Genomic DNA, 11,600 nt, shown 5'->3' on the forward strand with positions numbered 1-11,600 from the left:
CTGGAACTCTCAAGGACGGGCTTATGCGCACAGGGATGATGGCGCTGGCGCTGGGTCTGTTGGCCCTGCGTTTTTTACCGGTATTACCGCCAGCGGTGTTGTGGCTGTTGTTGCCGATAGTGGGTTTGATGCTGTTGCCGTTTCGCACCTTCCCCCTGGCATTTTTGCTGTTCGGTTTCAGTTGGGCGGGCGCGAATGCACAGTGGGCGCTGAATGATCGCCTGGCAGCGAAGCTTGATGGCGAGACTCGCTGGCTCGAAGGTCGTGTGACCGGGTTGCCGCAGCAAGCTGAGGGGGTGGTGCGTTTCGAACTGACGGACAGTCAGTCGCGTCGCACCAGTTTGCCTCGGCACCTGCGCCTGGCCTGGTATGGCGGGCCGCCCGTCAACAGTGGCGAGCATTGGCGGCTGGCGGTCAAATTGAAGCGTCCTGCCGGGTTGCTCAATCCGCATGGGTTCGATTACGACGCCTGGTTACTGGCCCGGCACATCGGCGCCACTGGGACCGTCAAGGACGGCCAACGACTGATGGAGGCGCAATGGGCCTGGCGCGACGGCATCCGGCAACGTTTGCAGGCGGTGGATGCCCAGGGGCGAACGGGCGCGCTGACGGCGTTGGTGCTGGGGGATGGCGCGGGGCTGAGTCGTGAGGATTGGCAGGTGCTGCAAGACACCGGCACCGTGCATCTGTTGGTGATTTCCGGGCAACACATCGGCTTGCTGGCGGGGGTGGTGTATCTGCTGATTACCGGGTTGGCGCGTTATGGTTTATGGCCCAAGCGCTTGCCGTGGCTGCCATGGGCATGCGGACTGGCGTTCGCCGCGGCGCTCGGTTATGGGTTGCTGGCCGGCTTTGAGGTACCGGTGCGGCGGGCCTGCCTGATGATCGCTCTGATGCTGTTATGGCGACTGCGGTTTCGTCATCTCGGCCTATGGTGGCCACTGTTGTTGGCGCTGAATGGTGTTTTGCTGCTGGACCCGCTGGCGAGCCTGCAGCCGGGTTTCTGGTTGTCCTTTGCGGCAGTCGCGGTGCTGATTTTCACCTTTGGCGGGCGATTGGGGCCGTGGCGCTGGTGGCAAACCTGGACCCGCGCCCAATGGTTGATCGCGATCGGTCTATGCCCGCTGCTGTTGGTGTTGGGGTTGCCGATCAGTCTCAGCGGGCCGCTGGCCAATTTGCTGGCGGTGCCTTGGGTCAGTCTGGTGGTCCTGCCGCCGGCCTTGCTTGGAACGATGTTGTTGCCCGTTCCTTATGTGGGCGAAGGATTGCTGTGGTTGGCCGGCGGTCTGATCGATCTTTTGTTCAAGGGGTTGGCATTGATCGCCGGGCAATTGCCCGCGTGGGTGCCGGTGGCGGTCCCATTGTGGGCATGGGCGTTCGGTACGCTGGGGGCCTTCCTGCTGTTAATGCCGCGTGGCGTGCCGTTGCGCCCGTTGGGTTGGCCGATGTTGCTGCTACTGGTTTTTTCGCCCCGGCACACATTGCCTGAAGGCATGGCCGAGGTCTGGCAACTGGATGTCGGTCAAGGTTTGGCGGTCCTGGTGCGCACTCGCCATCACACTTTGCTGTATGACGCCGGGCCACGGTTCGGCGATATCGACCTGGGTGAGCGGGTAGTACTGCCGTCATTGCGCAAGCTGGGAGTGGATGGACTCGATCTAATGCTCATCAGCCACGCCGATGCCGATCACGCCGGCGGTGCGCGAGCCATTGCGAGCGCACTACCGGTGAAACAAGTACTCAGTGGCGATCACCCGGCCCTGCCAGAGGAGCTACACGCCGAGGGCTGTGAGAGCGGTCAGCAATGGAACTGGGACGGGGTGAAGTTTCAACTCTGGCAGTGGTCATCGGCCAGCGACAGCAATCAGAAATCCTGCGTGTTGCAGATCGAAGCCAATAGCGAGCGGTTACTGCTGACTGGCGACATCGATGCCGCGGCCGAGCAGGTGCTGCTCGACAGCTCACTGGCGGTGCCGACGGATTGGTTGCAGGCCCCCCATCATGGCAGTCGCAGTTCGTCTTCGATGGCGTTGCTCAAGGTATTGCAACCCAAAGCGGTGCTGATCTCACGTGGCAATGGCAATTCTTTCGGTCATCCCCATCCCACGGTGGTGGCGCGGTATCAAAAGCGTGGCGTGGCGATCTACGACAGCGCCGAACTAGGTGCCATTCGTCTGCAACTGGGGCGCTTCAAGCCGCCGTGGACGATGCTTCAAGAACGGCGCTTCTGGCGCGATCCGCCACCATCCAGCCAGTAACCCGACCTGTCAAAGCCCGACCGGATACGACATCGCGGTCTTCGGTGCGTCCACCCCCTATGTTAGAGTGGCGCACTTTTTCGAGGGGACTGTCACTGTGTGGGAATTGGTCAAATCCGGCGGTTGGATGATGCTGCCGATCATTCTGAGTTCCATCGCGGCCATGGCGATCATTGCCGAGCGTCTCTGGACCCTGCGTGCCAGCCGCGTGACCCCGGAGCATTTGCTCGGGCAGGTCTGGGTCTGGATCAAGGACAAACAACTCAATAAAGACAAGCTCAAGGAACTGCGCGCCAACTCTCCGTTGGGCGAGATCCTCGCCGCCGGTCTGGCGAATTCCAGGCATGGTCGCGAGATCATGAAAGAGTGCATCGAAGAGGCCGCTGCGCGAGTGATTCACGAGCTCGAACGCTACATCAATGCCCTGGGCACCATTGCCGCCATGGCCCCGTTGCTGGGGCTGCTGGGTACGGTGCTGGGCATGATCGATATTTTCAGTGCATTCATGGGTACGGGCATGGGCACCAACGCCTCGGTGCTGGCCGGGGGGATTTCCAAGGCGCTGATCACCACCGCCGCCGGTCTGATGGTCGGCATCCCGGCCGTGTTCTTCCACCGTTTCCTGCAACGCCGCATTGATGAACTGGTGGTGGGCATGGAACAGGAAGCAATCAAGCTGGTCGAGGTAGTGCAGGGTGACCGCGACGTGGACCTGGCTGAGGGCAAAGCGTGAAATTCCGTCGTAAACCACGGGAAACGATAGACATCAACCTCGCGTCGTTGATCGACGTGGTGTTTATCCTGCTGCTGTTTTTCGTTGTGACCACCACCTTCACCCGTGAAACCCAGTTGCGCGTCGACCTGCCGGAAGCGGTCAGCGGTTCCCCGGCCGAAGATCAGCAGACCAAGCAACTGGACATCGCTATCAGCGCCGAAGGGGTGTTCTCGGTCAACAACCAGTTGCTGCCCAAGAACGACCTCACCAGCCTGATGGAAGCGCTCCAGAAAGAATCCAACGGCGATACCAACATGCCGCTGTCCATCAGCGCTGATGGCAAAACCCCCCACCAGTCTGTCATTACCGCAATGGACGCTGCCGGCAAGCTCGGTTTCAGTCACTTGCGCATGACCACTGTCGAGGCGGCGCCGGCATCCTGATGGCCATGTCCGATCGATTGCTCGCTGCGTGGTACGAAGGCCATCCGGCGCTGAAGCTGTTGCAGCCTCTGGAATGGCTGTATCGGCGTGTGGTCATCGGCAAACGCGAGCGCTTTCTGGCGGGTGACGGCGAGATTTATCAGCCGCCGGTGCCGCTGATCGTGGTTGGCAACATCACGGTGGGCGGCACCGGCAAGACACCGCTGATTCTATGGATGATCCAGCATTGCCAGCGCAACGGTTTGCGAGTCGGCGTGGTCAGCCGTGGTTACGGCGCCAAACCTGCGCAATTGCCCTGGCGGGTCGAGGCGGACCAAAGTGCGGATGTGGCGGGTGATGAGCCATTACTGATCGTCCAGCGCACCGGCGTGCCGCTGATGATCGACCCGGACCGCAGCCGCGCAGTCAAAGCCTTGCTGGCGAGCGAGCCGCTGGACCTGATCCTTTCCGACGACGGCATGCAGCATTACCGGCTGGCCCGGCACCTGGAACTGGTGCTGATCGATGCCGCCCGGGGGCTGGGTAACCAGCGTTGCCTGCCGGCCGGGCCGTTGCGTGAGCCGATCGAGCGTCTGCAAAGCGTCGATGCGGTGCTTTATAACGGTGCCACGGCGGACCGCATCGACGGTTTTGCCTTCCAGCTGCAACCCACGGCACTGGTCAACCTGCAAAGCGGCGAACGCCGGCCCCTTGATCACTTCGCCCCAGGCCAGGCCATTCACGCCGTGGCCGGGATCGGCAATCCCCAGCGTTTCTTCACGACCCTCGAAACGCTACACTGGCGGCCAGTGCCGCATGCATTTGCCGACCACGCCGAGTACAACGTGCAGGCCTTGAATTTCACGCCGTCATTGCCCGTGGTGATGACGGAAAAAGACGCAGTGAAGTGCCGTGCCTTCGCTGTCGCCGATTGGTGGTACCTGGCGGTCGATGCTGTGCCATCGCCGGCCTTCGTGGCCTGGTTCGATACGCAGCTGATGCGCCTGTTGCCGGCTCGTCTTTCGCCTTAAATCCGTTTCTATCCAGGGAATGTTCATGGACACCAAATTGCTCGATATCCTCGCTTGCCCGGTCTGCAAAGGCCCGCTCAAGCTCAGCGCCGACAAAACCGAGCTGATCAGCAAGGGCGCCGGCCTGGCGTATCCGATTCGCGACGGCATCCCGGTGATGCTCGAAAGCGAAGCGCGCACCCTGACCACCGACGAGCGTCTGGATAAATGAGCACCGCCTTTACCGTCGTCATTCCGTCGCGCTTTGCCTCCACCCGTCTGCCGGGCAAACCCCTGCTGCTGATCGCCGGCAAGCCGATGATCCAGCATGTCTGGGAACAAGCGAGCAAAAGCAATGCCCAGCGAGTGGTCGTTGCCACCGACGATGCGCGCATTGTCGAGGCCTGCAAAAGCTTTGGCGCCGACGTGGTGCTGACGCGCGAAGATCACAATTCCGGCACCGACCGTCTGGCTGAAGTCGCGGCGAAACTGGGCCTGGCCCCGGACGCCATCGTGGTCAACGTCCAGGGCGACGAGCCGTTGATTCCGCCGAGCGTGATCGATCAGGTCGCCGCCAACCTGGCCGCCCACACCGAAGCGCGCATGGCCACTCTGGCCGAGCCGATCGAAGACGTGGAAACCCTGTTCAATCCCAACGTGGTCAAGGTGGTCTGCGACCTTGATGGCCTGGCGCTGACGTTCAGTCGTGCCACCTTGCCATGGGCTCGCGACGCCTTCGCCAAGAGCCGCGAGACCTTGCCGGAAGGCGTGCCGTATCGCCGCCATATCGGCATTTATGCTTACCGCGCCGGCTTCCTGCATGACTTTGTCACTTGGGGCCCGTGCTGGCTGGAAAACACCGAATCTCTGGAGCAACTGCGGGCGCTCTGGCACGGCGTGCGGATTCACGTCGCCGATGCGTTGATCGCACCACCTACCGGGGTCGATACCCTTGAAGACCTCGAGCGCGTTCGTCGCTTGCTGGAGGCCTGATGCGGGTTCTGTTCGTTTGCCTGGGCAATATCTGCCGTTCCCCTACGGCCGAAGGCGTGTTGCGGCACAAGCTGAGTGAGGCGGGGCTGGCCGATCAAGTCGAAGTGGCCTCCGCCGGTACCGGTGACTGGCATGTCGGCAAGCCCCCGGACAAACGCAGCCAGGCCGCGGCCAGGTTGCGCGGTTATGACTTGTCTGCCCAGCGCGCGCGGCAAGTCAGCCGCGCCGATTTCGCCACCTACGACCTGATTCTGGCGATGGACAACAGCAACCTGCGCCATCTCAAGGCCTTGCAACCGGCCAAGTGCAAGGCCGAACTCGACCTGTTCCTGCGTCGCTTCCAGTCGCAAATCGATGAAGTGCCTGATCCTTATCACGACAGTGACCAGGGCTTCGAAACGGTACTGGACCTGATCGAGCGCGCCAGCGATCTGCTGGTCATCGAATTGAAGGGCCGGTTATGAGTTTGCAGGTTCAACGACGGGTTTCGCTCAAGCCGTTCAACAGCTTTGGCGTAGATGTTCAGGCACGGCTGTTTGCCGAGGCTCATAGCGATGCCGACGTGCGCGAAGCGCTGGCCTATGGGTTGGAACATGATGTGCCGGTGCTGGTGATCGGTGGCGGCAGCAATCTGCTGCTGACCGCTGATGTGCAGGCGCTGGTGCTGCGCATGGCCACACGGGGGATTCGCCTGCTGAGCGATGACGGTAACCAGGTGGTGATCGAGGCCGAGGCGGGCGAACCGTGGCATCCGTTTGTGCAACATACCTTGGCGCAAGGGTTGGCGGGGCTGGAAAACCTCAGCCTGATTCCCGGCACCGTGGGCGCGGCACCGATGCAGAACATCGGCGCTTACGGCGTCGAGATCAAAGACGTTTTTGCCGGCCTGACCGCCCTTGATCGCCAGACCGGCGAGCTACGGGACTTCACGCTGGCCGAGTGCAACTTCGCCTACCGCGACAGCCTGTTCAAACAGGAACCGGGACGTTGGTTGATCCTGCGGGTGCGTTTCACCCTCACGCGCACCGCGCACCTGCACCTGGAATACGGTCCGGTTCGCCAGCGCCTGGCATCGCTGGGCATCGATCACCCGACGCCTACCGATGTCAGCCAGGCCATTTGCAGCATTCGCAACGAAAAACTCCCGGATCCGGCGGTGCTCGGCAATGCCGGCAGCTTCTTCAAGAATCCCTTGGTGCCGGCAACATTGGTGGCGCAACTCAAGGAGCAGTACCCGGAACTGGTGGCCTACGCGCAACCCGACGGGCAAATGAAACTGGCGGCGGGCTGGCTGATCGAACAGGCCGGCTGGAAAGGTTTTCGCGACGGTGATGCCGGTGTGCATAAATTCCAGGCGCTGGTACTGGTCAACTACGGCACCGCAACGGGCCTGCAATTGCTGAACCTGGCGCAACGCATTCAGAACGACATTTCGGAGCGTTTCCATGTCGACCTGGAAATGGAACCCAATCGGTATTAGAAAGGCAGCGTCAAGTTTCAGGTTTCAAGCGCCAAGCTACAATCCTCATATGTCGAGCGTCGCTGCTTTGTTTCTATTAGAAGCGTGCAGCTAAAGCTTGCAGCTAAAAAGCCCTGTCCAAGCAGGGCTTTTTTGTTAATGCTGGCTTAACTTAGCCACCTAACGATGCAAGCATTTGCTCCACCAAAGGCCCGGTGCAGACGTTGCCGTCCGCATAAGAGAGCCCATTAGCCTGAGTCGATCGGCGTGAAGGAACCCACGCGGCAGATTGCTCGACCCCATAATTCGAACTCTTTATGAGAAAAAATGGCGGGCGTGCCCATGATTACCCTGAAACTCAATGGAAAAGATCATCAACTTGATGTCACCGAGGACATGCCGCTGCTCTGGGCGATCCGTGACGTGGCCGGTTACAACGGCACCAAATTCGGTTGCGGCATGGGCTTGTGTGGCGCCTGCACCATTCATATCGACGGCGCGCCTGCGCGCAGTTGCATCACGCCGATTGGCTCGGTAGCCGGCCAGAACGTTACCACCATCGATAACCTGCACGCCGACCCGGTTGGCAAAGTCGTCCAGCAAGCCTGGCTCGACAGCGCCGTGGCTCAGTGCGGTTACTGCCAGGGCGGGCAGATCATGTCGGCCACGGCGTTGCTGAAAACCAATCCGAACCCCAGCGACGAGCAGATTGAAGAGGCGATGGTCGGCAACATTTGCCGATGCGGCACTTACAACCGGATCAAGACCGCCATCCGCCAGGCATCCACTCACCTGAAGGAGGCCAAGGCATGAGCCAGTTACCGAATGATTTTGCGCTGAGTAACCTCAGCCGCCGCGGCTTCCTCAAAGGCGTGGGCGCCACCAGTGCGCTGGTGCTCGCAGCCAGTTGGGGGTGGCAGGACGCGCTCGCTGCCGAAAAAGACAAGAAGTTCGGTGCCGACGGCATGCCCAACGGCTGGGTCGATGATCCCAAGGTTTATGTCAGCATTGCCGCCGATGGCAGCGTGACCGTGATCTGCAACCGCTCGGAAATGGGTCAGGGCGTGCGCACCAGCCTGACCATGGTCGTGGCCGATGAGCTGGACGCCGACTGGGCGCTGGTCAAAGTGCAACAGGCGCCGGGCGACGAAGTGCGTTTCGGCAATCAGGACACCGACGGCTCACGCAGCATGCGTCACTGGTACGAGCCGATGCGCCGTTGCGGGGCTGCCGCGCGGACCATGCTTGAGCAATCCGCCGCCGCGCAATGGAAAGTGCCGGTTGGCGAGTGTCGTGCGCAACTGCATAAAGTCATTCACCAACCCACCGGTCGTGAGCTGGGCTACGGCGCATTGGCCGCAGCTGCCGGTGCACTGGCGGTGCCGGCCCGCGACAGCCTGCGACTCAAGCAGCCCTCGGAGTTCCGTTACATCGGCAAGGAAGGCACAAAAGCCATCGACGGTGCGGACATCGTCAATGGTCGGGCAGTCTACGGCGCCGATGTGCATTTCGACGGCATGCTGTTCGCCACCGTCGCGCGGCCAGCGGTCTATGGCGGCAAGGTCAAATCCTTCGATGCCAGCGCCGCAATGAAAGTCCCGGGTGTCATCAAGGTTCTGAAAATCGAAAGCCGTCCATTGCCGTCCGAGTTTCAGCCGCTGGGTGGCGTGGCCGTGGTAGCCAGTAATACCTGGGCGGCGATCAAGGGCCGCGAGGCGCTGAAAATCGAGTGGGATGACGGCCCCAACGCCAGTTATGACTCGATCGCCTACCGCAAGGAGCTCGAAGCCGCGTCCCTCAAACCCGGCAAAGTGGTGCGCAATACCGGCAGCATCGACCAGGCCATGAGCAGCGCCGACAGCACCCTCGAAGCCTCTTACTACCTGCCGCACCTGGCGCAATCGCCCATGGAACCGATGGTCGCCATTGCCCGTTTCAAGGACGGCGTATGCGAAGCCTGGGCTCCAAGCCAGGCGCCACAAGTCAGTCGTGAACGGATCGGCGAGCGCCTGGGCATCCCATTCGATAACGTCACCTTGAATGTCACCTTGCTCGGCGGCGGGTTCGGTCGCAAATCCAAGCCGGACTTCATCATCGAAGCGGCAATTCTGGCCAAGGAGTTCCCGGGCAAGGCCGTGCGGGTGCAATGGACCCGTGAAGACGACATCCACAACTCCTATTTCCACACGGTGTCGGCCGAGTATCTGAAGGCCAGCCTGAACAAGGACGGCTTGCCGTCCGGCTGGTTGCACCGCACGGTGGCACCGAGTATCACCGCGCTGTTCGCGCCGGGCATGAACCATGAAGCGGCTTTCGAGCTGGGTATGGGCTTCACCAACATGGCTTATGCGATCCCTAACGTACGCCTGGAAAACCCCGAAGCGGCGGTTCACACGCGGGTCGGCTGGTTTCGCTCGGTGTCGAACATTCCCCACGGTTTTGCGATTCAGAGTTTTGTCGATGAACTGGCGCATAAGGCTGGCCAGGATCCGCTCAAGTATCAGATCAAGCTGCTCGGCCCGGACCGTCAGATCGATCCGCGCACCTTGAGTGAAGAGTGGAACTACGGCGAATCCCCCGAGCGTTATCCCATCGACACCGCACGGATGCGCACCGTGCTGGAAACCGCCGCCAAAGCGGCCGGGTGGGGGCGTGAGTTGCCCAAGGGGCGAGGCTTGGGGCTGGCGGTGCATTACAGCTTCGTCACGTATGTGGCGGCGGTGATCGAGGTTGAAGTCAAAGACGATGGTGCGTTGATCGTGCACAAGGCCGACATCGCCGTGGATTGCGGCCCGCAAATCAACCCCGAGCGTATTCGCTCGCAGTTCGAAGGTGCCTGTGTCATGGGCCTGGGCAACGCGGTGCTGGGGGAAATCAGCTTCAAGGATGGCAAGGTTCAGCAGGACAACTTCCACATGTACGAAGTGGCGCGCATGTCCCTGGCCCCGAAGGAAATCGCTGTGCATCTGGTCACGCCACCGGGCAATGTGCCCTTGGGCGGGGTCGGTGAGCCAGGCGTGCCGCCCATTGCGCCAGCGCTGTGCAACGCGATCTTCGCCGCCACCGGCAAGCGCATTCGTAATCTGCCGGTACGCTATCAGCTGCAAGGTTGGCAGAAGGCACAAGCCTGATGGACAGCGTCGATCTGAATGTCCTGCGCAGCGTGCTGGAATGGCGCCGCGCCGGTCAGCGGGTGATGTTGTACAGCGTGGTCCAGACCTGGGGCACCGCGCCCCGGGCACCTGGCGCCATGCTCGCCTTGCGTGAAGATGGCGTGGTGATTGGCTCGGTGTCCGGTGGCTGTGTCGAGGATGACCTGATTGCCCGACTCTACGATGGCCGTATCCCGGCCGAAGGGCCGCCGGTGCAATTGATTACCTACGGCGTCACCCGGGAGGAGGCCGCACGGTTTGGTTTGCCGTGCGGCGGCACATTGCGCCTGACCGAGGAGCGCGTCGGCGATCCGGCGTGGGTTGCCGAATTGCTGGCGCGCTGCGAAGCCCATGAAATCGTTGCGCGTGAGCTGAATCTGGCCACCGGTGAAGTGATCCTGCAACCGGCGAGCAAGACCGATGCGCTGGTGTTTGACGGGCAAACCTTGCGCGCCATTTATGGTCCGCGCTGGCGGCTGTTGCTGATCGGCGCGGGCCAACTGTCGCGCTACGTTGCCGAGATGGCGCGGCTGCTGGATTTCGAAGTGCTGATCTGCGATCCGCGCACCGAGTTCATCTACGGCTGGGAAGAGCAACACGGTCGTTTCGTCCCGGGCATGCCCGATGAAGCGGTGCTGACCATCCAGACCGACGAGCGCACAGCCATTGTCGCGCTGACCCACGATCCACGCCTGGATGACATGGTGCTGCTCACGGCGCTGGATTCCAAGGCATTTTATGTCGGTGCGCTGGGGTCGCGGGCCAACAGCCAGAAGCGCCGGGACAACCTGACTCAGCTAGGCTTGTCACAACAGGCCATCGAGCGCTTGCACGGGCCGATCGGTTTGCACATCGGCAGCCATACACCGGCGGAAATCGCCTTGTCGCTGCTGGCTGAAATTGTGGCGATCAAAAACGGCGTCGAGCTGAAACACAAGAGGCCGTTGCAGGAGGGCGTATGAGCGACTCCATTGGCGTTATCGTTCTGGCCGCGGGGCAGGGCAGTCGGTTTCGACAGGTCGCGGGCGACGAAAAGGACAAGCTGCTGGTGGATTGCACCGCTCGTGACGGCGTTTCTGTGCATTCGATGATCGAGCAGGTGCTGGCAAATCTGCCAGCCACGCTTGAGAAGCGCCTACTGGTGACCACGGCGGATCGCCCGCAAGTGATTCGCATGGCTCAGGCCTATGGTTGCGAGGTTGTGCGGATCGAGTCGACCGGTCTGGGCGATAGCATTGCGGCGGGTGTGGCGGCGTGCAAACAACTCGATGGCTGGCTGATCGTACTGGGTGATATGCCGTTTATATTGCCATCCACCATTGAACAGGTTGTCGCCAATATTGCCGACGATGCCATCAGCGTGCCGGTGTATGAGGGGCAATATGGGCACCCGGTGGGATTCGGGCGAAGTTTTGGTCCGGGATTGATGGCATTGACCGGCGATCACGGCGCCAAGTCGCTGTTTGCACAGGCGAGGTTGGTCGAGGTGGCGGTGAACGATCCCGGGGTGCTGTGGGATGTGGATGTGCCAGAGGCGTTGGTCTTTGCCTGATGGATGATCGTTCCCACGCTCTGCGTGGGAATGCAGCCC

The 11,600-nt window shown here is 61.5% G+C and carries 12 protein-coding genes; all 12 read left to right on the plus strand.

Translation table 11 applies throughout. The annotated features are described in order from the left end of the window. Positions 1–23 precede the first annotated feature (23 nt). On the plus strand, positions 24–2,258 hold the full coding sequence (locus BZL43_RS25795) for a DNA internalization-related competence protein ComEC/Rec2 (protein WP_095634886.1): 2,235 nt from the start codon (positions 24–26) through the stop codon (positions 2,256–2,258). A 97-nt stretch (positions 2,259–2,355) separates the two neighbouring features. Beyond that, a complete protein-coding gene (locus BZL43_RS25800) occupies positions 2,356–2,991 on the plus strand; it encodes a MotA/TolQ/ExbB proton channel family protein (RefSeq protein WP_052964866.1) in 636 nt (211 codons plus the stop codon). Then, positions 2,988–3,416, plus strand: a complete 429-nt coding sequence (locus tag BZL43_RS25805) for a biopolymer transporter ExbD (RefSeq protein ID WP_095634888.1) — start codon at positions 2,988–2,990, stop codon at positions 3,414–3,416. The genes BZL43_RS25800 and BZL43_RS25805 overlap by 4 nt, the downstream gene beginning before the upstream one ends. Beyond that, the gene (gene lpxK / locus BZL43_RS25810; protein ID WP_095634889.1) at positions 3,416–4,426 is read left to right on the plus strand and encodes a tetraacyldisaccharide 4'-kinase; all 1,011 of its coding nucleotides are present in this window, start codon (positions 3,416–3,418) and stop codon (positions 4,424–4,426) included. The genes BZL43_RS25805 and lpxK overlap by 1 nt, the downstream gene beginning before the upstream one ends. Before the next feature lie 25 nt (positions 4,427–4,451). Next, entirely contained in the window at positions 4,452–4,637 is a 186-nt protein-coding gene (locus BZL43_RS25815; protein ID WP_003179363.1) for a Trm112 family protein, read from the plus strand. Continuing rightward, positions 4,634–5,398, plus strand: a complete 765-nt coding sequence (gene kdsB, locus BZL43_RS25820; protein ID WP_095634890.1) for a 3-deoxy-manno-octulosonate cytidylyltransferase — start codon at positions 4,634–4,636, stop codon at positions 5,396–5,398. Before BZL43_RS25815 ends, kdsB begins: the two co-directional genes overlap by 4 nt. Continuing rightward, the gene (locus tag BZL43_RS25825) at positions 5,398–5,862 is read left to right on the plus strand and encodes a low molecular weight protein-tyrosine-phosphatase (RefSeq protein WP_095634891.1); all 465 of its coding nucleotides are present in this window, start codon (positions 5,398–5,400) and stop codon (positions 5,860–5,862) included. The genes kdsB and BZL43_RS25825 overlap by 1 nt, the downstream gene beginning before the upstream one ends. Then, entirely contained in the window at positions 5,859–6,878 is a 1,020-nt protein-coding gene (gene murB / locus BZL43_RS25830) for a UDP-N-acetylmuramate dehydrogenase (protein WP_095634892.1), read from the plus strand. The genes BZL43_RS25825 and murB overlap by 4 nt, the downstream gene beginning before the upstream one ends. Positions 6,879–7,199: 321 nt before the next feature. Further along, positions 7,200–7,670 carry a (2Fe-2S)-binding protein gene (locus BZL43_RS25835; RefSeq protein WP_095634994.1) on the plus strand — a complete coding sequence of 157 codons (471 nt, stop codon included), beginning with the start codon at positions 7,200–7,202 and terminating at the stop codon, positions 7,668–7,670. Next, positions 7,667–9,988 (plus strand): xanthine dehydrogenase family protein molybdopterin-binding subunit, encoded by a 2,322-nt coding sequence (locus BZL43_RS25840; RefSeq protein WP_095634893.1) that lies wholly within the window; start codon positions 7,667–7,669, stop codon positions 9,986–9,988. Before BZL43_RS25835 ends, BZL43_RS25840 begins: the two co-directional genes overlap by 4 nt. Next, positions 9,988–10,971: an XdhC family protein gene (locus BZL43_RS25845; protein WP_095634894.1), complete on the plus strand. Its 984-nt coding sequence runs from the start codon at positions 9,988–9,990 to the stop codon at positions 10,969–10,971. Before BZL43_RS25840 ends, BZL43_RS25845 begins: the two co-directional genes overlap by 1 nt. Then, positions 10,968–11,561 carry an NTP transferase domain-containing protein gene (locus tag BZL43_RS25850; protein WP_095634895.1) on the plus strand — a complete coding sequence of 198 codons (594 nt, stop codon included), beginning with the start codon at positions 10,968–10,970 and terminating at the stop codon, positions 11,559–11,561. The genes BZL43_RS25845 and BZL43_RS25850 overlap by 4 nt, the downstream gene beginning before the upstream one ends. Positions 11,562–11,600: the final 39 nt, after the last annotated feature.

The sequence above is a fragment of the Pseudomonas sp. PICF141 genome (genome assembly GCF_002286815.1).
In the GTDB taxonomy this organism is placed as follows: Bacteria; Pseudomonadota; Gammaproteobacteria; order Pseudomonadales; family Pseudomonadaceae; genus Aquipseudomonas.

Excerpts from the sequence above, each read along its gene's own strand:
- BZL43_RS25845 (WP_095634894.1), top strand. The coding sequence starts at position 9,988 with ATGGACAGCGTCGATCTGAATGTCCTGCGCAGCGTGCTGGAATGGCGC.
- lpxK (WP_095634889.1), top strand. The coding sequence starts at position 3,416 with ATGGCCATGTCCGATCGATTGCTCGCTGCGTGGTACGAAGGCCATCCG.
- BZL43_RS25840 (WP_095634893.1), top strand. The coding sequence starts at position 7,667 with ATGAGCCAGTTACCGAATGATTTTGCGCTGAGTAACCTCAGCCGCCGC.
- BZL43_RS25850 (WP_095634895.1), top strand. The coding sequence starts at position 10,968 with ATGAGCGACTCCATTGGCGTTATCGTTCTGGCCGCGGGGCAGGGCAGT.
- kdsB (WP_095634890.1), top strand. The coding sequence starts at position 4,634 with ATGAGCACCGCCTTTACCGTCGTCATTCCGTCGCGCTTTGCCTCCACC.
- murB (WP_095634892.1), top strand. The coding sequence starts at position 5,859 with ATGAGTTTGCAGGTTCAACGACGGGTTTCGCTCAAGCCGTTCAACAGC.
- BZL43_RS25825 (WP_095634891.1), top strand. The coding sequence starts at position 5,398 with ATGCGGGTTCTGTTCGTTTGCCTGGGCAATATCTGCCGTTCCCCTACG.
- BZL43_RS25795 (WP_095634886.1), top strand. The coding sequence starts at position 24 with ATGCGCACAGGGATGATGGCGCTGGCGCTGGGTCTGTTGGCCCTGCGT.
- BZL43_RS25815 (WP_003179363.1), top strand. The coding sequence starts at position 4,452 with ATGGACACCAAATTGCTCGATATCCTCGCTTGCCCGGTCTGCAAAGGC.
- BZL43_RS25835 (WP_095634994.1), top strand. The coding sequence starts at position 7,200 with ATGATTACCCTGAAACTCAATGGAAAAGATCATCAACTTGATGTCACC.